The 23,399-nt window shown below is 39.1% G+C and carries 21 protein-coding genes; 8 read left to right on the top strand and 13 right to left on the bottom strand.

The window, feature by feature from the left end:
* Window positions 1–47: 47 nt before the first annotated feature.
* Genes MKX73_RS17205 through MKX73_RS17215 form a run of 3 tightly spaced genes read right to left on the bottom strand, consistent with a single transcriptional unit; the run spans window position 48 to window position 1,553 of the window.
* Entirely contained in the window at window positions 48–1,067 is a 1,020-nt protein-coding gene (locus MKX73_RS17205) for an LLM class flavin-dependent oxidoreductase (RefSeq protein ID WP_340718510.1), read from the bottom strand.
* A 6-nt stretch (window positions 1,068–1,073) separates the two neighbouring features.
* A complete protein-coding gene (locus MKX73_RS17210) occupies window positions 1,074–1,358 on the bottom strand; it encodes a DUF3219 family protein (protein WP_340718511.1) in 285 nt (94 codons plus the stop codon).
* Between the two features lie 39 nt (window positions 1,359–1,397).
* Window positions 1,398–1,553: a hypothetical protein gene (locus MKX73_RS17215; protein ID WP_340718512.1), complete on the bottom strand. Its 156-nt coding sequence runs from the start codon at window positions 1,551–1,553 to the stop codon at window positions 1,398–1,400.
* Between the two features lie 191 nt (window positions 1,554–1,744).
* On the opposite strand from MKX73_RS17215, the gene MKX73_RS17220 reads away from it, so the two are divergent.
* Window positions 1,745–2,992 carry a flavin-dependent oxidoreductase gene (locus MKX73_RS17220; RefSeq protein WP_340718513.1) on the top strand — a complete coding sequence of 416 codons (1,248 nt, stop codon included), beginning with the start codon at window positions 1,745–1,747 and terminating at the stop codon, window positions 2,990–2,992.
* Window positions 2,993–3,084: 92 nt separating this feature from the next.
* On the top strand, window positions 3,085–4,455 hold the full coding sequence (locus tag MKX73_RS17225) for an MFS transporter (protein WP_340718514.1): 1,371 nt from the start codon (window positions 3,085–3,087) through the stop codon (window positions 4,453–4,455).
* Between the two features lie 252 nt (window positions 4,456–4,707).
* Here MKX73_RS17225 and MKX73_RS17230 read toward each other — a convergent pair whose 3' ends face one another.
* Both MKX73_RS17230 and MKX73_RS17235 read right to left on the bottom strand, forming a co-directional pair.
* On the bottom strand, window positions 4,708–6,204 hold the full coding sequence (locus tag MKX73_RS17230) for an aldehyde dehydrogenase family protein (protein ID WP_340718515.1): 1,497 nt from the start codon (window positions 6,202–6,204) through the stop codon (window positions 4,708–4,710).
* A gap of 276 nt (window positions 6,205–6,480) precedes the next feature.
* A complete protein-coding gene (locus MKX73_RS17235; protein ID WP_340718516.1) occupies window positions 6,481–7,422 on the bottom strand; it encodes an alpha/beta hydrolase in 942 nt (313 codons plus the stop codon).
* A 199-nt stretch (window positions 7,423–7,621) separates the two neighbouring features.
* Between MKX73_RS17235 and MKX73_RS17240 the strand changes: the two genes are divergently transcribed.
* Entirely contained in the window at window positions 7,622–8,317 is a 696-nt protein-coding gene (locus MKX73_RS17240) for a response regulator transcription factor (RefSeq protein WP_340718929.1), read from the top strand.
* 162 nt (window positions 8,318–8,479) lie between these two features.
* On the opposite strand, the gene MKX73_RS17245 is transcribed toward MKX73_RS17240, so the two are convergent.
* From MKX73_RS17245 to MKX73_RS17255, 3 genes are read right to left on the bottom strand one after another with little or no spacing between them, the layout of a single operon-like run.
* The gene (locus MKX73_RS17245) at window positions 8,480–10,390 is read right to left on the bottom strand and encodes a PTS fructose transporter subunit IIABC (protein ID WP_340718517.1); all 1,911 of its coding nucleotides are present in this window, start codon (window positions 10,388–10,390) and stop codon (window positions 8,480–8,482) included.
* A gap of 11 nt (window positions 10,391–10,401) precedes the next feature.
* Window positions 10,402–11,304 (bottom strand): 1-phosphofructokinase, encoded by a 903-nt coding sequence (pfkB, locus tag MKX73_RS17250; RefSeq protein WP_340718518.1) that lies wholly within the window; start codon window positions 11,302–11,304, stop codon window positions 10,402–10,404.
* Window positions 11,301–12,056 carry a DeoR/GlpR family DNA-binding transcription regulator gene (locus tag MKX73_RS17255; protein ID WP_340718519.1) on the bottom strand — a complete coding sequence of 252 codons (756 nt, stop codon included), beginning with the start codon at window positions 12,054–12,056 and terminating at the stop codon, window positions 11,301–11,303. The genes pfkB and MKX73_RS17255 overlap by 4 nt, the downstream gene beginning before the upstream one ends.
* 170 nt (window positions 12,057–12,226) lie before the next feature.
* Between MKX73_RS17255 and MKX73_RS17260 the strand changes: the two genes are divergently transcribed.
* The gene (locus tag MKX73_RS17260; RefSeq protein ID WP_340718520.1) at window positions 12,227–12,490 is read left to right on the top strand and encodes an HPr family phosphocarrier protein; all 264 of its coding nucleotides are present in this window, start codon (window positions 12,227–12,229) and stop codon (window positions 12,488–12,490) included.
* A complete protein-coding gene (ptsP, locus tag MKX73_RS17265; RefSeq protein WP_340718521.1) occupies window positions 12,490–14,175 on the top strand; it encodes a phosphoenolpyruvate--protein phosphotransferase in 1,686 nt (561 codons plus the stop codon). The genes MKX73_RS17260 and ptsP overlap by 1 nt, the downstream gene beginning before the upstream one ends.
* A 145-nt stretch (window positions 14,176–14,320) precedes the next feature.
* Here the strand turns inward: ptsP and MKX73_RS17270 are convergent, their stop codons facing one another.
* Window positions 14,321–14,692: a hypothetical protein gene (locus tag MKX73_RS17270; RefSeq protein WP_340718522.1), complete on the bottom strand. Its 372-nt coding sequence runs from the start codon at window positions 14,690–14,692 to the stop codon at window positions 14,321–14,323.
* 190 nt (window positions 14,693–14,882) lie between these two features.
* Between MKX73_RS17270 and MKX73_RS17275 the strand changes: the two genes are divergently transcribed.
* The 3 genes from MKX73_RS17275 to MKX73_RS17285 all read left to right on the top strand — a co-directional run bounded on the left by MKX73_RS17275 (window position 14,883) and on the right by MKX73_RS17285 (window position 18,800).
* Window positions 14,883–15,068, top strand: coding sequence for a histidinol-phosphatase (locus MKX73_RS17275; protein WP_340718523.1), 186 nt, complete (start codon window positions 14,883–14,885; stop codon window positions 15,066–15,068).
* A gap of 325 nt (window positions 15,069–15,393) precedes the next feature.
* Entirely contained in the window at window positions 15,394–16,872 is a 1,479-nt protein-coding gene (locus MKX73_RS17280) for an aldehyde dehydrogenase family protein (RefSeq protein WP_340718524.1), read from the top strand.
* Between the two features lie 497 nt (window positions 16,873–17,369).
* On the top strand, window positions 17,370–18,800 hold the full coding sequence (locus tag MKX73_RS17285) for a carbon starvation CstA family protein (protein ID WP_340718525.1): 1,431 nt from the start codon (window positions 17,370–17,372) through the stop codon (window positions 18,798–18,800).
* A gap of 149 nt (window positions 18,801–18,949) precedes the next feature.
* On the opposite strand, the gene MKX73_RS17290 is transcribed toward MKX73_RS17285, so the two are convergent.
* The 4 genes from MKX73_RS17290 to MKX73_RS17305 form a co-directional block, all read right to left on the bottom strand.
* Complete coding sequence (locus tag MKX73_RS17290; protein WP_340718526.1) at window positions 18,950–19,414, bottom strand: YtxH domain-containing protein; 465 nt, start codon at window positions 19,412–19,414, stop codon at window positions 18,950–18,952.
* 318 nt (window positions 19,415–19,732) lie between these two features.
* A complete protein-coding gene (locus MKX73_RS17295; RefSeq protein WP_340718527.1) occupies window positions 19,733–20,941 on the bottom strand; it encodes an MFS transporter in 1,209 nt (402 codons plus the stop codon).
* A gap of 135 nt (window positions 20,942–21,076) precedes the next feature.
* Window positions 21,077–22,240 carry an acyl-CoA dehydrogenase family protein gene (locus tag MKX73_RS17300; RefSeq protein WP_340718528.1) on the bottom strand — a complete coding sequence of 388 codons (1,164 nt, stop codon included), beginning with the start codon at window positions 22,238–22,240 and terminating at the stop codon, window positions 21,077–21,079.
* Between the two features lie 144 nt (window positions 22,241–22,384).
* The gene (locus tag MKX73_RS17305; protein WP_340718529.1) at window positions 22,385–23,377 is read right to left on the bottom strand and encodes a VOC family protein; all 993 of its coding nucleotides are present in this window, start codon (window positions 23,375–23,377) and stop codon (window positions 22,385–22,387) included.
* Window positions 23,378–23,399: the final 22 nt, after the last annotated feature.

Raw genomic sequence — 23,399 nt, forward strand, 5'->3', positions numbered from 1 at the left:
TGCTTTGTAATTATTACATCATACAGTTCCACTGTTTTTAATTTTAATTATTCTCCCGCCTGATCTTTTTCCGAATATACTTCTTTTGCAATAAGTTCATAGGAACGGATTCGATCTTCCGGTAAATGTGTAATGGTATTGATCATCACTTCATCTGCTTGGTATTTTGTTTTCAGCTCAAATAATTTCCGCTTCACTTCCTGAGGGTTACCGATAATTATCTTTTGTCTAACTTTTTTCAGCGTTTCTTTATCTGTTTCATCCAGTTTATATTGCTGAGCTTCACTTATGGAAGGGACTCCTTGTTTACTTTTCCCTTTTTCCATTTGTAATGACCAGATGAGAAAGCTTGATGCAACTTCTTCTGCTTTTTCCGTTGTCTCCCCACATATAACGTTAACCGTTACGATAACTTGTGGTGTCTGCCCTTCTTTTCTCGGTTTAAAGCTTTCAATATATTCCTTGATAATAGCAGCTCCGTCTTCATCGCTCATAAAATAGCCGAACGTATAAGGAACACCATTTTCCGCTGCAAGTAACGCACTTTTCTTACCTGTCCCAAGGAGCCAAGGCATTGGCGGATTTTCAGGAATGGGAGAAGCCGATAACTTTGAATAGTCGGTATCCGTTGGAAAATCATCATCTAAAAAATGAAGCAGGTCTTTCAGTAAGGCAGGAAAGTTCCCGACATTTTTTATAAAGTTACCGGACAAAGCTGTCATCGCTTCAGAGGATCCGCCTGGTGCACGTCCTATCCCTAAATCAATCCGATCAGGAAACAGGGTTGCTAACGTATTAAAGATTTCAGCAACTTTAAACGGTCGGTAATGGGGCAATAGAACAGCACCAGACCCTATTCGAATTCGGTTTGTATTAGCTCCTATGTAGCTTAACATCACTTCAGGTGCAGGACACGCAAGTCCGGACAAATCATGATGTTCGGCAATCCAGTATCTTGTATATCCGAATTTCTCCCCTGCCTGCGCTAATTTCATTGACCAATTTAATGCATCCTGAGGAGTTTGATTTGAAGAGATCGGTGATTGATCCAACATGCTTAATCTCATGAATTATCAGCCCTTTTCTTCGACCAGAGTCAGTTTATATTGTCCTACCTGATCTTTTTCATACAAATTTGTAATAGAAGTGGAGTAGTTATAAATCGTTCCTCTAAACATGATCTCTTTTTCAGGAATTTTAACGTCAAAAGTTCCGTTGTACAGTAACGTTGCTATTTCATGGTATTCTTCACTTGTCACATCAAAAATGACTGAAACTTTATAGTTCCCGTTTACATGTTCTTCTTCATAGTTATTTAATTGAATTACTCTGTCATCTAAAATAATTTTACTGACCAAAAAATCACTCCTTATTAAAATAACTATATATCGTATAACCTATTCGTTGCAAAAATCTACAAACTTTTTTGCCTGTATTAAGGACATTCCGGTTTGTTCTCTCACATACTTCACTGCTTTCACTTCACCGACTGACTTTATTTTCTCTTTTACCGAGGCAATCAGTTCCTCGTTATAGATTTTCGTATAATCCATTTTTTTCGCCTACCTTATCTTTATAGAGTTACTAATTTCTTTCTACTTAAAAATTTAACATAGAATCATATAATTCCGATAATATTCCGAATCGTGACTAGCTACCAAATCAAACATATGTCATAATATTAAAATAGTAAAATTAATTAGAAAATATAGATTATTCTATTTTCTTAGAAGGAGAGATTGTTTTGTCAACAATTAAAACAGCGATGATTGTCGGGGGAGGCATTGGCGGACTCGTTACAGCACTTAAACTTCACCGTGCAGGCATATCTGTAAAAGTATTTGAAAGTGTAGAAACAATAAAAGAACTGGGAGTCGGCATTAATCTATTACCCCATTCGGTCCGCGTGCTAACAGACTTGGGTTTAGCAGAAGAACTGGAACAAACAGGCATACCGACAGCCGAGTTAATGTATGTGAATAAATTCGGGCAAAAAATTTGGCAAGAAGACCGCGGCATCAACGCTGGTTACAAATGGCCACAATATTCGATTCACCGCGGACGCTTACAGATGCTGCTGTTAAAGACCGTCAAGGATCAATTAGGAGAAGAAGCCGTATTAACCGGTCACCATCTGACATCTTTTGAAAATGAGAAGGATGGCGTCGCTGCCCATTTTGAAAATAAAAAAACAGGTGAATCGCTTGGTACATATCGCGCAGACATTATGATTGCAGCAGATGGCATTCATTCCGTCGTACGAAAATTCTTCTATCCAGACGAAGGACTGCCAAAATATAGCGGCCGCATCTTATGGCGCGGAATTACGGAAGCATCACCTTATTTAACAGGCCGCTCAATGATTATGGCCGGTTACCAGGACCAAAAATTTGTGGCCTACCCGATTTGTCCGGATACAGCTGCTCAAGGAAGTTCTTTAGTCAATTGGATTGCGGAATTAAATGTCGAGACAATGCCTGATCGCGCGGATTGGAACAAGGAAATCGATAAAGAGAAATTTGCGCCTGCCTTTAAAAACTGGGACTTCGGCTGGCTGAATGTACCGAAAATCATTGAAGAAGCAGAAGCTGTTTATGAATTCCCGATGGTTGACCGTGACCCACTGCCACAATGGACATTTGGACGGATCACCTTACTGGGCGATGCGGCACATCCGATGTATCCAATCGGTTCAAACGGTGCCTCTCAAGCCATTTTAGATGCGGATGCCCTTGGACAAGTGATTGCACAACAGCAAGATGCGGAAACTGCTTTAAAAGCATATGAAGCACTGCGACGAGAAGCAACAGCGAACATTGTGTTGACAAATCGCCAGAACGGTCCGGAAGTGGTGATGCAGATTGTGGAAGACCGTGCACCAAACGGCTTTGCTGACCTGGAGGATATTATTTCAAACACAGAACTTGAAGAAATTGCAGCTAGCTATAAGAAGATTGCCGGTTTTGACCGCGAATCATTAAATGCCAAATAGGAACTAAATTTTTTTGCGCATGACACTTTAGCGCATAAACGCGTTGAAGCGTTCATGCGCTAAAGTACTTACTGAAATAGAGGTGTTAATCAATGAGATTACATATAAACGAAATGATTGATAGAAGTCGCTTTGGTGCCTTCCATTTTTCTATTATCTTTTGGTGCTTTTTCATTATCCTTATGGATGGATACGATGTAGTTATCTATGGATCTGTTGTCCCTTCTTTAATGGAAGAATGGGGGATTTCCACTGTTACAGCGGGGGCCATTGGGAGTTATTCAGCCGCCGGGACAGCAGTAGGAGCAATTATTTTTGGACTTTTAGCCGATAAAATCGGAAGAAAAAAAGTGATTATCATTTGTACCGTCATGTTTAGTCTCTTCACAGCACTATCCCCTTTTGCAGGAGGGCCGGTACTTTTTGCCATCCTTCGCGTTATTGCGGGACTTGGACTGGGTGGCGTTATGCCGAACGTCATTGCACTATCTACGGAGTATGCTCCTAAAAAAATTAGAGGAGCTATTGTTTCGTTTATTTTCTGTGGCTATTCAATCGGGGCGATTGCAGCAGCTTTATTCAGTAAGTCTCTGTTACCGACAGTGGGCTGGAAACCAATATTCTGGATTGCCGCACTTCCGCTTTTAGCACTGCCATTTTTAGCAAAGCAGCTTCCGGAATCGGCAAACTTCCTTTTGGCGAAAGGAAAAGAAGCGGAAGTAAAAAAAATCCTTGGGAAACTCAACCCCAAATTGTCGCTTTCTCAAGATGTTGTACTGGCAAAACCAGCTGCAAAAGCACCAGGCTCACCACTTGTGAAGCTTTTTGAAAACAAGCTGGCACTCAGTACGATCATGTTCTGGATTTCATGTTTTTCTTGTTTCGTTCTTATCTACGCGATGAACGTATGGCTGCCGAAGCTAATGGTCGAAGCTGGCTACAGTTTAAGTAATAGTCTATTATTTGTCGTTGCTTTAAATATGGGGGCAATTGTAGGTACGATTGCATTCGGACGTTTAACGGATAAATTCGGCTTTAAAAAAGTAATGGTACCACTTTATTTCGGAGGGGCACTTGCACTCGCTGCGGTTGGATTAACAAACAACACAGTACTGGCGTATGTATTGATCGGGATTATCGGTGCAGCATCAATTGGTGTTCAAAATATTAGCAATGCCTTTGTTTCACAGTTCTATCGACCAGAAATCCGTTCAACAGGTGTCGGAGCGGCCATGGCATTTGGACGAGTTGGCGGTATATTCGCACCAACATTTGTAGGAATACTATTAACAATGAACCTGTCTGCTCAAATGAACTTTACACTACTTGGCACAGCCGCACTTTTAGGTGGTATCGCTATTCTATTTGTTCAGGAGAAGCATGCTTATTATCGCCCGGATGAGGCTACGGAAACAGAGAGTTCTACTCCATCATCAACACCTGAAATTAACCATTCCGTTTAATTTCAAGCAACCCCATTATTGGAGAACAATATTTAAATACCCGTAAACGTTGATATTTGAACGTTTACGGGTATTTTCAGATTCCATATTTATTGACTTTTCATCTTGATATTAATCAACCGGAAATAGTTCTGTCTCTTTATATCTTATACCCTTACAGTACTATTACTGAATTCCGTTACATCTGATAATGCAATTTCTGCTGTGATCATCTTCCCTGATGTAATTTTCCCTTGCTTAACTGAACGCCCCTTATCCTAATTTAATGGCAACACTTTTTACTTTTGTATACGCTTCAATACCTGCTAATCCTAGTTCAGAACCAACACCACTTTGTTTAAATCCTGTAAGCGGGATATTATCATCTGTTAAATAATATTCATTGACCCAAACGGAACCTGCATCTAATGATTCAATCATTGTGTGCGCTGTTTGTAAGTTTGTTGTCCAAACACCGGAAGCTAGTCCGTATTCTGTTGCATTGGCACGTTCAATCACTTCCTCAATCGAATCAAATGGCAGGATGCAAAGTACCGGACCAAAGATTTCTTCATATACTGCCTGGCAATTTTCATCCAGCCCTTCGATAATTGTTGGAAGATAGAAGTTGCCTTTTTCTAATTCCGGATTTTCAGGACGTTTGCCACCTGTTAAGATATTCGCACCATCTTTTCTTGCCTGCTCAACATATCTTTCAACTGTTTCAACTTGTGCTTTTGAAACAAGTGGTCCCATTTGAGCGTTCGGATCTAATGGATCACCTAATACAAAGTTTTCAGCAATTCCTACAAGTTTTTCTTTTACTTCGTCATATACAGATCGTTCCACATATAATCGTGACCCTGCCGCGCAAACTTGGCCGGTGTTCATCAAAATAGCTGTAATGGCACCAGGAATCGCCTTATCTAAATCCGCATCTGCAAAAATAATGTTTGGTGACTTTCCACCTAATTCAAGGGTAATTTTCTTCAATGAATTAGAAGCTTTCTCCATAATCCGTTTGCCAACAAAAGTCGAACCCGTAAAACCAATTTTATCGATATCCGAATGAGATGTAATGGCTTCACCAAGTTTGCCGCCTGCTCCAGTGACAATATTTACAACACCAGGTGGGAATCCGGCTTGCTCTACTAACTTACCAATATATAGTGTAGATAAAGATGTCTGCTGGGCAGGCTTTAATACAACAGTGTTCCCTGCTGCAAGAGGTGCTGCTAATTTCCAACATGCAACTAATGCCGGGAAGTTCCAGGAAGTGATCTGACCGCATACACCAAGCGGTTCACGCTTCGTATACGCATGAATATTGCCACCACCTGTTAATTCGACAGTGTTCCCATAAAGTTTTGTTGCCCAGCCAGCATAATAACGCAAGTGATGAACTGCATTTTGTGCAAAGCCACCTGCTACAGCTAGTGTCCCACCGTATTCTAGTGAATCAAGCTGTGTAATTTCTTCCAGGTTTTCTTCTACCAAGTCCGCTAATTTGTTTAGCAGCCGTGCTCGTTCTCTCGGTGCAGTTTTTTTCCATCCACCTTCAAACGCACGTCTTGCTGCTTTGACTGCAATATCAACGTCTTGTTCGTCTCCTTCGTAAATTTTTGCTAAGACATCATTTGTTGTTGGATTAATCGATTCATATATCGTTCCTTCAACAGCAGGAACCCACTTCCCGTCGATGTACATTTCTTTTGTACCTTTCAAAAACGCCTGCACTTTTTCATTGATTAATAAAGTAGTATTTACCATTTTATTTCCCCCCTGTTTTAAGCTTTAATTTTTTCGTACTGTAATTGAAAACCTTTGTATCCATTTTCAGCGACTTCATTGCAAAGTTGACGATAGTTATCTAAACCACCTAAGTAGATTAAGAAGTCACGCGATTTCCCTTCGATATTGGAACCTGTATACCAGGAATCCGTTTTAGTGAAAAGAGTGCTATTGGCAATCTGTTCCCATTTATTAATTCGTATTTAAAAAGAAAATGAGTAAGTTTTCTCCTTCACTCATTTCCATCATTTCGTATTACGCTTCTTGGGCGACCTTGCTTAAGAAGTTGACTATTAGCTGTACCGTTTGTTTCGTTTCTTCTGCAAAGAAATCCATGTTGCTGTAGTAACCATGAACAACACCCGGGATTAATTCATACTGGACATTTACGCCATCTTGTTTTAATTTTTCCGCATAAGCGACCCCTTCGTCTTTGAGCACATCATTTTCTGCTGCAATAATAATTGCAGGGGGTAAACCCTTTACAGAATCATATTTTAAAGGAGAAACATCTGGCTCATTGTACAGTTTCTCATCACCAACGTAGTGAATCCCGAACCATTTCATTAGATTGCGATCAAGTGCGAAACCTTCAGCAAATTCATTATATGAATCAGTGTTAAATTCCAAGTTTGTCACTGGATAAATAAGAACTTGAGATTGGATTGCCGGACCCTTATTATCTAAAGCTTTTTTCGCAATAACTGTTGATAAGTTTCCTCCTGCACTATCTCCGCCAACTGAAATTTTTTCTGGATCTACATTGATCTCTGTTGCATTTTCAGCTACCCATTCAAGTGCAGCGTAACAGTCTTCAATAGGAGTTGGGTATGGATTTTCCGGAGCTAAACGGTAATCAACTGATACAACAACAGCATTAGCTTCTGTTGCCACTAATCGATTTGCTGCTTCAAACATCTCAACAGCACCAATTACCCAGCCACCGCCGTGGTAGTATACAAGAGCCGGGAATGGTCCTTCTCCTTCTGGTGTATAAATACGAAGACGAATATCTTCCCCATCTTTTGCTCTAATTAAACGATCTTCTGTTTGATGAATGCTTGGTAGATTATTTTGAGGTGGGACTGGAGCTTGTGCCATGATTGCCTTCAATTCAATCGGATCAAAAGTTTCCATTTTCGGCCCACTGTAAAAGCTCTCTATATACCGTTTTGCTTGTTCCGTTAAATTTGCCATTTTAATTCCTCCCTTTTATGCTTATAATCTTAGTAACACTTTCATTTTATCCTCTATGCACTTTTATAGATATTCCTACTTTTAGAGAAAAAAACATATACTTTCGGGCGAATAATGGATTTTTTATGATTCCCTATTGTTTGTGAAGCATATATAAAATTATTAAACCGTTTTTAAATAAAAGGGGTGTTCGTTTTTGGTGATTGAAAGGAATAGTTTGGAACAAAACTTAGATAGAATCAAATACGTAGAAGACCAAGATAAAAAAATCAAATTGATTATAGAATGTTTCCTAATGACTTTTTCAATAGAAGAAGCAATGCTTTTCCGATATTCTCCCATTGATCACTTAGCGGAAGGGATTGTCTCGGCAACGGCAACTGAATATAAATGTATTACTTCTATTCGTGATGATGTAACAACGATTCCAGCCATTTTTGCAGCAATCCAAGAGAAAAGTGCACAATATTTTGAGAGTAATAATTTCCATGTAAATATTCCAAGAAAATATATTATTTCTGAAACCCAAAATTCACTGTTGGTTGTACCTATCACTTTTAATAATGTAGTGATGGGATACTTTTTGGGTACTCATTTTTATAAAACTTTTGACCCCCAACTGTTAATGGAAGCAAATTTATTTAGTAGTCAAGTAGGAGAAATGCTTTTTAAGCATCCAAGCTATGTAGAAAACAATGAAGTCAAACTATCAAGAAGAGAATTTGAAGTAATGAAATGTATTGCGTTTGGCTATAGTTCAAAACAAATTGCCCACCTGTTAGAAATTAGTGAAACAACCATCAAACAATATATTAAAAGTGTCATGTCAAAAACCAATACATCCAATCGGACACATGCAGTAGCTTTTTTATTCCAAAAGGGGATTTTAACTTAGTTGCATTCAATTACTCTAGGCTTATTTAGCAAGATAAATTCGACAAGATGTGGAGCGTCAGTTCGAGACTTGCCGAGACCCCAAACTAAAAAGCCCGGAAACGTTGATTTTCCTACGTTTCCGGGCTTTTCTTTTAACAAAACTTCCTGATTTACAGCGTTATTAAGCTTTTTTCTTCAGCAAACCGATCGAAACAGCTGCTACTGCCGAACCTACTAAAATAGCTACTAAGTATAGTGCTGCTTTTCCTAGACCACCGTCTACAAGACCCATTACGAAAATACCACCATGTGGTGCGCGTAATGCGATGTCAAATATGATTGTTAATGCACCCGATATTGCAGAACCAAGCACAAATGAAGGAATCACACGAACAGGGTCTGCTGCCGCAAACGGGATGGCCCCCTCGGATATAAAGCATGCTCCAAGAACATAAGCCGTTTTCCCTGCCTCACGCTCTTGCTTCGTAAAACGGTTTTTAAAGAATGTTGTGGCTAAACCTACTGCTAAAGGTGGAACCATACCGCCGGCCATTACCGCAGCCATAATATTATAGTTACCGCTTGCCAGCATCGCGATTCCAAATGTATATGCGGCTTTGTTGAGTGGACCACCCATATCAACTGCCATCATCCCTCCTAATAGTAAGCCGAGAAGAATTGTGTTTGTCCCACTTAAACCTTCCAGGAAACTAGTAAGCCCCGTGTATAACTTCGTAAGCTGAGGGTTTACTAGCATCATCGCTATACCTGTTAATCCAATTCCAAACACCGGAAGGAATAAAACTGGTTTTAACCCTTCAAGCTGTGCAGGTAATTTTTCGAATACTGTTTTGAGACCTAATACAATATAACCTGCTAAGAAACCGGCAAGTAAACCACCTATAAAGCCGGAGTTAGCACCTGCATCATTTGTCACTGTAATGGCCAATAATCCACCAACCATACCTGGTGCAAAACCTGGACGATCAGCAATACTCATTGCGATAAATCCTGCTAAGACTGGAACCATTAAGTAGAATGCATTACCGCCACCAATTGTGTTAAGCATTGCTGCAAATTCATTGTATGAAGGGTCGTCCGGATTTGAAGAGTTAATGCCCCAAAAGAATGAAAGTGCGATTAAAATACCGCCACCCACAACAAATGGGAGCATGTTCGATACCCCATTCATCAAGTGTTTATAAAATTGGAAACCGCCATTTCCTTCTGAATGCTCATTGGAAGCGCCTCCGCCACCTTCATGCGAATACACCGGCACATCACCGGAAATTGCACGGTCGATTAATGCATCTACCTCGTAAATTGCTTTACCCACTTTTGTTTGAATGACTTTTTTACCATTAAAACGTGCCATTTCAACTTTCGTGTCGGCAGCTACGATAATTACGTCTGCATCTGCAATTTCTTCTGCTGTCAGACGATTTTTTACACCGCCTGAACCATTCGTCTCAACCTTCATTGCTACATTTTTTTGTGCAGCTGTTGTTTGAAGCTTTTCTGCCGCCATAAACGTATGTGCGATACCTGTCGGGCATGCTGTTACAGCTAAAATGCTCTTGTCTGTTGTCGTTTCTATTGGCTCATTTTCTACTACTGGAACATCTTCTGGAACCTCGACACCTTCCTTTTCCTCAATTGCAGCTAAAATTTCTTCTTTTGTCGAAGCTGTCATCATTTTTTCATTGAAAGTTGGATCCATTAAAAATGTTGCAAGTTTTGATAACGTTTCTAAATGATCGTTATTTGCACCTTCGTTTGCTGCAATCATGAAAAACAATTTTGCTGGTTGACCATCCAATGAATCATAATCAACACCTGCTAATTGGCGTCCAAATGCAATTGCTGGTGCAGAAACTGCTGCCGATTTTGCATGTGGAATGGCTATGCCTTCTCCAATACCTGTCGAACTTTGTGCTTCGCGCGCTTGTAAATCTGCAACGTATGCTGCTTTGTCGCTTACTTTGCCGGCATCTACAAGAACTTGTGCCAATTCTTCTATAATTTGATCTTTTGAGACTGCTTGTACGTTTAATTTAATCGTGCTTGCAGTTAATAATTGTGTAATTCGCATAAAACACTCCCCTAAATTTTTTTAACAATCACCTGTTTTACTAGATCTAAGACATCTTGCTGCTTACACAAATCTAGTTGAAAGGCTGTTGCACTCCCTGCTGCAACTCCAAACCTGAACGCCTGCTGCCAGTCCCCCGTTTCACAATACGTCGCGAGTGTAGCTGCTACAACTGAATCACCTGCACCTACAGTATTCACAACCTTTCCCTTCGGCGCAGCAGCATAATATACTTCCTGGGCACTTACAAATAATGCCCCGTCTCCCCCAAGTGATACGATGACATGCTGTACCCCTAACTCAATGAGCTGCTTTGCATAAGGAATTGCTTCATCAACCGATAATAAAGTAGTATCAAAAAGTTCACCAAGCTCTTCTAAATTAGGCTTCACCAATACCGGTCGATACGGTACGATTTCATGCAACACCTGACCTGCAATATCTGCGACAAGGTGGATCCCTTTGCTAGAAAGTATATTAAGTAGCGCTGTTAAATCAAAACCAGTTGGTACTGTGCCTGACAGGACAAACCAATCATTTTTTTCCAAAAGCTCTACCTTCTCTAATAATTGCGCGTACATATCACTTGTAATTTTCGGTGAAGGACCATTAAGTTCGGTCTCTACATCCGATTTAATTTTCACATTGATACGCGTAATTTCATTTGTCTCAATGAAATCGGTCCTGATGTTCTGCTCATGCAAAATTTGCTTTAAGTAAACACCTGTAAAACCACCAACATAACCGAATGCCGTTACTTCTGTTCGAAATCTGCTTAATACGCGTGCAACGTTAATACCCTTGCCGCCCGGTAAATAATTCACTTCAGCTGTTCGATTTAATTTCCCTGTTTCGAAATGATCGACATAAGGCGTGTAATCAATCGCTGGTGCAAACGTACAAGTATAAATCATGCGAGCAACACCTCCGTTTTTCTTTCGATTTGCTCGTATTCTGCATCTGTTAATCCTGCTGTAATTAAAATCGCTTCCTGTAAATCGCCGAATTTTGCAAATTGACTTAGTCCAAATTTCGAGCGATCCGCAACAACATACGCCTGCTTAGACTGCTTTATCGCAAGTTGTTTTAGCATCGCTTCTTCTAAGTCTGCTGTTGTATAGCCTTGCACCTCTGAAAATCCATTAGCCCCAATAAAGGCGCGGTCAAAATAATATTCCTGGAGCTGGGAAATAGCCTTAGATCCTATGATAGCTTGCGTTTTCGCTTTCACATGGCCGCCAATGATAACGGTTTCAATATTTTGTTCGATCAAAAGTGGCACATGCATTAAACCATTGGTCACTACTTTAACCTGTTTATTCGCAATATGAGGTATAAGATGTAATATTGTAGAACCTGCATCTAAATAAATGCATTCACCGTAACGAATGTGCTGTGCCGCTAGCTGCATAATCTGCTGCTTTTCAGTTAATGATTCAACAGACTTCTCCAACAAGCTTTTTTCACCTAGCATCGGGTTTCGCAAAGTAGCTCCCCCGTGAAAACGATCAATGAATTGCTTCTTATCAAGCTCAGTTAAGTCACGACGTATTGATGACTCCGATGAATTTGTAAAATCAACAAGTTGTTGTAAGGTAGCCGTACCATATTGCCGCAAATACGCTAATATTTGCTGTTGACGTTCTGTAAAAATAATCGTAATCACCTTCTATCTAAACACCATAATAAATTTAAATTATGGAGCTATTATTTGTTTTAAGTTGATTTTAAACGAAACATTCTGTAAAATCAATCACATATCATTCACAAACATTCAAATTGTTAATGTTATAACAACAAAACAATCAAATTCATTCAATTATGGAGGGTTTCAATATGTCGCAAAAAACATTTACAATCACAAGCAAAGAAGGGTTACACGCACGTCCCGCTAGTGCATTAGTAAAGGTAGCATCCGGTTTCTCTTCTGAAATTTTCTTACAATACGGTGAGAAAAACGTGAACTTAAAATCAATTTTAGGTGTTATGTCACTTGGTGTGCCAGCAGGTGGAGAATTTACAATTACAGCAACAGGTTCTGATGAAGAAGTAGCTCTGCAGCAATTAGACGCTATTTTAAAAGAGCAAGGACTGGTTTAATGAAAATACAAGGAATTGCCGCTGCTAGTGGAATTTCAATTGCAAAAATCGTAAAGTTTGAGCCTGTAACAATACTTGAGCAAACAGAAATAGGCACAACAGAACAAGAGTTAGCTAAACTAACTCAGGCAATTGCCGATTCAAAAATCGATTTACAGCAGCTTGAAGCCCAAACAGCTGAACGTTTAGGAACATCTGAAGCAGAAGTTTTCGGTGCACATTTACTTGTATTACAGGACCCAGAATACATTGATACGATCGAAGCACTTATTCATGAAGGTAGTGGTGCTAAACAAGCGATTGAGTCGGTTCAAAATCAATTTATGACGCTTTTCTTAGCACTTGATGATGATTATATGAAGGAACGTGCAGCTGATGTAAAGGACGTTTCACAACGATTAATGCGCAAAGTTACAGGCACAACGGAAAGCCTTTCGGATTATAAAGAACCTGTCATTTTAGTAGCCCATGATTTAGCACCTTCAGATACAGCAAAATTGAATGCAGAATTCACAAGAGGATTTATCACGGAAAAAGGTGGTAAAACTTCGCACTCCGCCATTTTCGCACGCTCATTGCAAATTCCAGCAATTGTCGGTGCTACTGGCATTTTGTCTGAAGTGCAAAGTGGTGATATTGCGATTATGAATGGTGAGACGGGTGAATTTTTCATTAACCCAACGACTGAGCAACTTGAACATTATGAGGCGCTTAGACAAGAACAAATTGAGAAGCGCCTAGGTTTACAGGCTCTATTGAGTGAAAAAACCGTAACGAAAGATGGGCATCATGCCGAACTTGCTGCGAACATTGGGAGCTTAAACGATGCGCAGAAAGCACTTGAGCAGGGTGCAGAAGGCGTCGGCTTATTTCGTACAGAATTTTTGTACTTGGAGCGAGATACTGCGCCTACTGAACAAGAACAATTCAAAGTTTATCGTGATGTTTTAACTGCTATGGGTGAACGCCCAGTCGTAGTACGCACACTTGATATCGGTGGCGACAAAGTGATCCCTTATTTAAATATGCCTAAAGAGGACAATCCATTTTTAGGTTTACGTGCAATTCGTTTGTGCTTCGCAAACGAAGAGCTGTTCCGGACACAGCTTCGAGCATTACTACGCGCGAGCAGCTACGGTAACTTAAAAATAATGTTTCCGATGATTTCGTCAATCGATGAAATTCTTCAAGCTAAGCAGTGGCTGGCTGAGGAAAAGGAAGCTTTAATTGGACAAAATGTTGAAGTAAGTGACTTCGAAATCGGCATCATGGTTGAAATTCCGAGTGCTGCAATTTTATCACCTGTGTTTGCTAAGGAAGTGGACTTCTTCTCAATCGGCACAAATGACTTAATTCAATACACATTAGCAGCTGACCGAATGAATGAAACAATTTCACATTTATATGAACCATTCCACCCTGCGATTGTATCGCTTTTGAAACTTGTAATTGATAGTGCCCATGCACAGGGAAAATGGGTTGGCATGTGCGGTGAAATGGCTGGAGACTCTGCAGCAATTCCCTTACTTGTCGCACTTGGCCTCGATGAATTTTCAATGAGTGCCCCTTCGATTTTAGCTGCGCGTAAGCAGATTAACAGTTTATCGAAGGAAGCTCTACAAGAAAAACTGCAGCAAACATTACAACAATCTACCGCTGAAGGCATACGCGCTATTTGGCACTAAACAAATCAACCCCATCCCGATACGATTCTCTTGTACCGGGATGGGGTTTCTATTTACAAATAATTAGTGTGGCGATATCTGAATGAAAATACCGGGCGCCTAGTAAAGAAATTTTGATTTCCTGACGAATTATTGCTAAAAGTTTTTATACCCTATCTGCAGGTGTCAGGTACTTCATTCCCAATATACGTTTCATCTCTTCGCTCACCCAGTTGCGTAAAGCGATATTGCCATAACTTCTTGTTTCATCGTATCCCCTAAACAATATAAAATAGTAGGTCATATAATCATCGGTTTTTTGCTTTTCAATTTTACAACCTTTCTTATACAAAAAGTCCCTTAGCTTTTTAAATTCAAGAAAGGTTTCATTAATTTTGGAATCGTACCACTCTCCCAGTACGTCCCTCATTTTTAATTCTGAAATACAGTCTCTGTCCCGCTCGAGTGTTTTTAAAAATAATTCCAGTACAATGTACCGGTGAATGTCATCACTAAGCTTCATGAATTCTTTATGCATTGAGACCACTCGCTTTACTAATTGATGGATATACCGCTATTTCTATTCTATACAAGAACACTTGTTTGTATACATGATCTGAGAATGTAAATTGGACGTTTCATCTGAAGGAAAAACTTTCAATCGAAGAATCGGGTATTTTTCATAGCTGTTTAAGCCATTCTAACTTTTGTTAAGGAGGTGAACAGCTGTGGAAAATAATAAACTTAATATTAAACGTCAGCGCAATAACAATAACAACAATAATAATGAATTTGAATTCGGTGAAGATTTCAATTTCGAAAATTTAAATAATCAAAATCAAAATAACCGTAACAACAATAACAATAATAACTTCAATAAGAAAAACAAAAATAATAATAACAACAATAAATAATACGAACTCCCTTTAGTGGAGATTGAAAAACAATCCCTCAATATATAGTAACTAAGCAGCCCTTTACCTTCCCACTGGTAAAGGGCTGCTTAGTTACTGAAACTTTTTACAATGGCAAAAGTCTCAAACCCTATAACTGTATAAAAAGAGTAAGTGTGGAGAAGAATAACGTTCACTGAACGCTTTCTTATAAATTTTCGATACAGATGACCAGATTTAATATTAATTACATTGATTTTTAGTATGAGCAATTATCTTGAAGATTAACAAAAACAGGAATAACATAGTAATTGTAAGTTAATCTCACTATTCGGAGGGGTTTAATATGAATAAAGCACCAATTACAGTTAACGCTATTATTAATGGCGAAAAAATACAAACAGATAAAAAAATTACGCGTGAAAATCCAACACATCCAGATCAAATTGTTGGGTACGCTCCAAATAATACGAGAGAGGAAACAATCCAGGCAATCGACGCAGCATATGAAGCCTTTAAAACCTGGGCTTGGAGTGATGTGGAAGATCGTATTTCAAGAATGCAGCGTGCCATTCAGAAACTAAAAGATGCAACGCCTGAAATCGCTGAGTTATTATCACGCGAACACGGGAAAGCGCTATATGATGCCCAAGGAGAAATTGCTGTTTCTCTAATGTGGATGGAATTTGCCGTTGATAATGTGAAAAAAGTGACAGCTCCCGAAGATCGCAAACATGAAACTGGACGAACAATCATCACACATGACCCGATCGGTGTCGTATCCGCGATCACGCCATGGAATTACCCGATTTCCCTTTCAACAATCAAAATCGCTCCGGCACTGTTAACAGGGAATACAATGGTGCTAAAACCAAGCCCATTTGCTCCTTTAGCGGTAAGTCGTGTAGCCGAAATTATTGCGGATGAATTCCCTGCAGGTGTTCTGAACTTAGTTAACGGGGATGCAGAAGTTGGAATTGAACTTACATCCAACCCGAAAGTCGCGAAAATCGCCTTCACAGGTGGTACAAACACAGCTAAGCATATTATGAAAGCAGCATCTGAAACGATTAAAAAAATGACGCTGGAACTTGGCGGTAATGATGCGGCAATCGTATTAAATGACTTTGATGTAAACGATGAACGTGCTTTACGAAGAATGGTTATTGCCAACTTCCTGACAGCCGGTCAAATTTGTATGATTGCAAAACGTGTCTATGTCCACCGATCCATTTACGATGCGTTTGTTGAAAAATATATTGAAGCAGCAAATAAATGGATTAAAGTAGGCGACCCATTCCATCCGGATGTTACAGTCGGTCCAGTAAATAACAAAAACCAAGTCGAATATGTAAAAAGTTTAGTGGAAGATGCCAAAAATAAAGGAGCTGAAATTATTCCATTAGGAACAATCCTCAACCCTGAATTAATGGATAACGGTTACTTCCTGCAACCAACACTCGTGTTAGGTGCAGATGTTCATGACCGTGTCGTAGTGGAAGAACAATTTGGCCCTACTGTACCAATCCTTCCATATGATGATGAAGAACAAGTTATTCAATTACACAATGAAAGCATTTACGGTTTAACAAGTTCCGTTTGGGGAGAAGAGGAACATGCTATAAAAGTGGCTCGTCGCATTGAAGCAGGTACAACGATGATCAATACTGCCGCAATCCAAGGGCTGGATGTCCGTTTCCCATTTGGCGGAGTGAAACAATCAGGTGTAGGTCGCGAATACGGATTGGATGGCATCAAATCTTACACAGAAACTCATGTCATCAATTTGCCGAATGACCTGGAATTACCTTACATTCCTGAATAGAAAATACTTTCAATAGAAAAGAGCATTTACCTTTATCGGGTTAATGCTCTTATTTTTGTCTATTCCCATTATTGCTACCCTTCACATCTTCGCCTGCTTCTTTCACTTTTCTTCTGCAATTTTGCGCATGCAGGGTATGGAACATCCACGAAATATGGGGTTGATTCTATTAATGATGATGTATGAGGATGTGATAAGCATGCACCGCCATTTTCAGAAGGTATTTACGAATTTTCCATTTTCACTGGAAATTTCAATAGGCTATTTCCATTTTTATCAATTTATTACGACTATCTATAAATCTCTTTCCAAAATTATTTGATTTTTATTATATTTTTATATAACAGTTTTCACTACATAATGTTTGTTTATCTAGATTTTATTTGGATATTTACATTTTCAATTGATATTTATACTGAATTTTCTAAAAACTTTGTTTACAAACTTAGTCTTCCATTACTATAATTTGAGTTATCAGAAATATTGGAGGAAGATATATGTACACACTTCTTGGTTCTATCACTCTATTAATTGTAGGATATATCGTATATGGAAAGTTTATTGAAAAGGTGTTTATTGTTAATGATGCAACGCCGACCCCAGCTTATACAAAAGCTGATAATTTAGATTATATGCCCATGCCTGCCTGGAAGGGCTGGACGATTCAATTATTAAATATCGCAGGGCTTGGACCTATTTACGGTGCCATTGCAGGTGCACTGTATGGACCCGTTGCAATGATTTGGATCGTATTTGGTTGTATTTTTGCCGGTGCCGTTCATGACTATTTTGCAGGGATGTTATCATTACGTCATGGAGGCGCACAATTCCCAGCACTTGTTCAACGTTATTTAGGTAAAGTAATGCGTGTCTTCACTGATATCGTTTCAGTAGTATTAATGGTTTTAGTAGCAGCTGCCTTTACTGCAGGACCTGCTGCTGTTCTTTCGTCAAAATTAGGAATTACATTTATGACAGCACTTATTGCGATTTTCATCTACTTCTTATTAGCAGCAATTTTACCGATCAATCAAATTATCGGTCGTATTTATCCACTATTTGGTGCAGTATTAATCATTATGGCCGGTGCGGTATTAGTATCACTCGTCACTTCAGGTATTGCGATTCCTGAAGTATCTTTAAGTAATATGCATCCGAATGATTTACCGGTTTGGCCATTATTAATGATCACGATTTCTTGTGGCGCAATCTCTGGCTTCCACTCTACACAAAGCCCGATAGTTTCAAGAACAATCAAGAAAGAATCGGAAGGTCGTAAAGTCTTCTTCGGTGCCATGATTGGTGAAGGTGTCATTGCATTAATTTGGTGTGCGGCTGGTATGAGTTTCTATGGCGGTACAGAAGGATTATTACCAAAAATCTCCGAAATTGGTGCAGGTGGTGTAGTAGACGAAATTTCAATTGCATTACTTGGTACATTTGGTAGTATTTTAGCGATATTAGGGATTGTAATTTTACCCATTACGACAGGTGATACTTCATTACGTTCAGCACGCATGATTGTGTTAGACTTTTTAGGCTCTCGTTTTTCAAAAAATAGTACAACACCAATTTTAGCAACAGTTGCGGTTGCAGCACCCGCATTTTTCCTATCAACAATTGATTATCAATTCTTATGGCGTTATGTAGGGATGACGAATCAAATGGTTGCAACAGTTATGCTTTGGGTTGCAACATCGTATTTATTGAAATCAGGCAAGTTCCACTGGCTTGCAGGTTTACCAGCCTTATTCATGACCTCTGTAGTATTTGTATACTTAATGGTAGCGCCAGAAGGATTTGCGCTTGCTTATGAAACAGGTGTCGTCATTGGTTTAAGCTTTACAGTCCTAGTTTCTTTCATTTATATTTATCAAATCTTTAAGCATAAAGCTTTTGCAAATCCGGTATTTTTAACAGAGAAATAAAGGATTCAGACTTTTGCTAACTATAAAATCTCGCATTTTTAGAATTCTAAAAATGCGAGATTTTTATTTTGAGTATGCTTTCGATTTTCTACTAAATGAATTCAACATCTAAATTGATTTTACGTTAATCATTTAAAATTTCACGGAAGCTAGGCACCTTGGCTTTGCCCGTTACTCCCACCCTTCACTTCTTCGCCTGCTTCTTTTACTTTCCCGCCGATATCTTTTAAATCCGTTGTCGCATCTTTTGCTTGTGAAAGAATTTCACTTGATTCTTCAGTTACCATAGTAACTGGTTGAATAATATTTTTGTTTACTTTTTCATATAGATTTTGAGCATCGCTGATTGCTTCTTTTAATACTGACGATGCTGATTTCAATCGTTCCTGCAGGTCATCCTTTACTTCTGAAGGATTGTTTTTAACTTGGCTGTACATATCCATTGTCGAATCTTTCATACTTTTTGTTGATTCCGTTACTTTATTTCTTGTATTTGAATCCAGCAAAGAAAGCGCGCCACCAATAACTGCCCCAATTACCATACCTCTTAAAAGCTTCCCATTATTGTCATTTTCAGTTGTTGTCGATAAATTATTGTACGAAGTTTGTGCCATAGTGAATGCTCCTTTATGTTTGAATTTATAACGTTACTCATTAGTTGCCCGATATTTTTCTCGTTCAAACAATTAATTCTTTTTCAGCATTCTTTCATTCACTACTTCCATTTCGTAGTTGGCATTAATAAAACCTGTATCGTCCTCTGCTACTGACTCTGAAAATTATGCATATGTAAACGCCTGTTCGGGATTGGAATTTAAGCTGATAGCGTCAGTGCCGACAAACATCGCATTGCTCATTTGCAGGTAACGCTTGCTTCTTTTTCAATCGGGCGTTCATAATTACGTTGGATCTTTTAATATTTCTCAATTATTTTAGAGAGAGTCCACGGCCGGCTCTGTTGCATCTGTTGTATTTGATTTTTTTAACGACCAAATAAAAGTCAGTGCAAAACAGCTTAATAAAATGAACGTTCCAAAGATATACGGTGCCTCCATTTTCCAATCATATAAAACACCTGCACATATTGGCCCAATCATATTTCCTAAACTCATATAAGCATTATTTACCCCTGCAGCAAATCCTTGGCCATCTCCTGCCATTTTACTAATAATGGTGTTCACTGCTGGACGAATCAACGTAGCAGCAATCGCATTTAAGCTCGCAACCGTTAAAATGACGAAATATCCGCTTACATAGATCAATAAGTATAACGTCACTGCAGCTAACATTAAATTAACCATAATAATTTTGACTTCTCCAAAACGTGCAAACAGCTTATTGATAATAAACAACTGAATAATTACACCAGCTACCCCACTTACGACTAGAATCGTCGAAATTAAAAACGGTGAATAATTAAATTTGTCATTTAAGAAAAGGGACATTGTCGCTTGAATGTTAGCAATCCCAAAACTAAATGTGAATACAACAACCAAAAACACAAAATACGGCAGTTTCACTGAAAGTATTAGTTGTTTAAATATATTATCACGCGGGCTTTGTGTTAGAGATGCAGCTCTTTCCTTTTGCTGCGGCAGCATGTAAAAGGTTACAATTGCTGTCATAAATGCAATCATCCCAGCAAAATAAAACGGTAAATCCAGATTGATTTCCGCTAAGCCACCACCGATGCCCGGTCCTATTGTAAAGCCTAAACTGATTGCAGCACCAACCAGGCTCATGCCTTTTCCTCGATCTTCCAGCGGTGTTATATCGCCCACATAGGCTAAAATCGTCGGCATGATGAAAGCCGCACCGATTCCGCTCATAAACCGTGAAACAAATAAAACCCATAGGTCATCCGTATAACCAAATAATACTTGTGCTATGCCGTAAATAATGAGCCCTGTAATAATAATATTTTTGCGACTATAGCGATCTGAATAATTTCCAATAATCGGCGAAAAAATAAACTGCGACAAAGAAAAAGTGGCGATTAAAAAACCATAAATCTGACCCCGGGCGCCAAATACTTCTAAATAAGCGGGCATTACCGGAACAATCATACCGATGCCGCCCATCGTAATAAACATATTAAACATTAGTAAGTAAAGAATCGGTTTATAATTACTATTCGTCATAGCATCATTCCTTATTGGCAAAATAGAAAAACAGATAAGTTGTAAACATACTCAGAAAGCTTCAATGAGTATATCTACAACTTACTTCCTGGCGCATTTTTTATCGATATCGTGGAAATGATTGATGCTTTGTGGCTATCCTAACACTCTAGTTGGATAATCAAATAAATGTTTACCATATATATCAATAGCATCTTCATACAGTGATGTAACATGTGTCCCGATCGCAATTAAGTCACGTGTAATCATTTCTACCGGGTGTCCTTTAATTAGGGCAAAGGCACCTAATGTCAAGGTACATTTAACGGCGATATCAATACAAATTTGAATAATTTCTGCACGGATCGCTTTAAACTCGCTTGGATGCACATATGTGTCTGATTCAAGCATCTCAATGTACGTTTTCATCAAGCTTTTTGCAGCATGCATCTTAACCATTAGAGTCGCTAAAACTCGTTGGCTTCGCGGACTTGCACCTTCATTTTCCCCCGACATTCTGACACGGCCTTGTGAAGCTTTTTTAAACTCATCCAAAGCACGTTCTGCGGCACCGATAGACATCGCCGGGAATCCAACGAAGAATGCCGGATGGAACGGTGCGTTATAATATAAATAATCTTCATCATAATCTTCAAAATCCGGTTCACGTTTATGACCCAGCTCCTGTAAATCAATGACTAAATCATCCGGTACAAAAACCTTGTCGACAATAATCGTATGACTGCCGGAACCTCTTAAGCCCATTGAATCCCAGTTTTCAATAATTTGGACATCCTTTGTATTTACTACAAAGCCGGCCATTGTTTTTTCGGTCGAGCCCTCTTTTTGCAATAAAGCTCCGACGCCAACCCAACCCGCATATTTAATGCCACTTACGAAATTATATTTCCCGCTAACGAGATATCCGCCCTCCACTTTTTCGATATGACCGATCGGGGCAAATATATCTGCCAGTAAGCCACCGGACTGTATAATTTCTTTTTGACGATGTTCAGGTAAATACGCAACCCATGCATTGTGTAACGAAAAGAAATAAGTAATCCATGCAGCCGATAAATTATAGTATCCAACTTCCTTCACCATATCCGCAAAAGTCGTGAAATCAATTTGAGGACCGCCATAACGTTTCGGTAAAATTAACTTGGCTATTCCTTCTTCACGAATCAGATTAACAACAGTCTCCGAAATCGTGGCGTTACAATCCGCTTGCAGTGCCTCGGCTTCAGCCGCTTCCCCTATTTTTCTAGCACTTTCAATTAAAGTTTGACGAATATCCTTACTTTGAATTTCTACCTTCATATTCATTACTCCTTTGCTCAATTTTAATTGAAATCCTTAACCTTCTCTCTAAATTTACTTTTTCAAATTACAAGAGGAGATATCTGAATTTCAACTTGATATGCCTGCATTATTGATAGTTAAAAATAGTATAGGAGTATTCACTTATTCCACACTTGTTAATAAACGACCGGCCGTCAATGTAGATTCATCATCTTTTGGATTTGATAAACCTGACTGTTCTCCCCAATATGTGAAGCCAACTGCCATTTCATCAAATGACCATTTAACCGGCTCCCAATCCGGCTCGAAAATCAGATAACCATTAGAGAATATTTCCAGACGTACACCGCTCCCCGGATCTTTTACATAAATATACATTGCTTGGGAAATACCGTGTTTACCAGGCCCAACAAATTTAATTTCATGCTCACACAATATATCTGCCGCACGTAAAACATCTTGTGAGTTATCCAGCCAATAGGATAAGTGATGCAGTTCATGTGGTGTTTTTGCTCCAGGTGTTGACATAACAGCAACATCATGGACTAAAGGTGTGACACTCATCCAGCCTGAAATTTGCTTATCTTCCGGTGATACCAGATACTCGCGCATTTTAAATCCAAGTTTTTCTGCCAGGAAATCTGTTACAATTTTCGAGTCCATCGACGTAGCTAAGTTTACATGGTCGATACGACGTGGAGAAATGCCTCGTGCCCAAGCTTTATATGTTTGATTTTTCAGCACGGCTTTTCGATGTAACTCTGGCTCCGGCTTCTCCATCTCGAAGTAAATTTCGAAATTGTGTCCGCTTGGAAGTTGAAAACGGATGGCATCACCTTGTCCTGTTTCCGTTCCCGCAGCCACTTCTTCTACCTCGACCCCCGCTTCTCTTAAAAGAATCGCGAAGTTATTTACATCTTCTTTTCTTTTTGCCTTCCATCCAATATGATCTATACGAGATTCCTCGCCAGCTGTAATGGATAACGTATGGTGTTCGAAATCACCCCAAGCTCTTAAGTAATGAACTCCATCCACTTCAACAGTTTCTTCTAAACCTACAATATCTTTAAAAAACCATAATGACTTCTCTAAATCTGTAGACACTAAAGCTACATGGCCTAGCTTTGCAATTTCTGGTGCATAGTTGAATTTCATCGAATTCCTCCCGTTAATTTAT

The organism is Solibacillus sp. FSL W7-1436, from assembly GCF_038007305.1.
GTDB lineage: Bacteria > Bacillota > Bacilli > Bacillales_A > Planococcaceae > Solibacillus.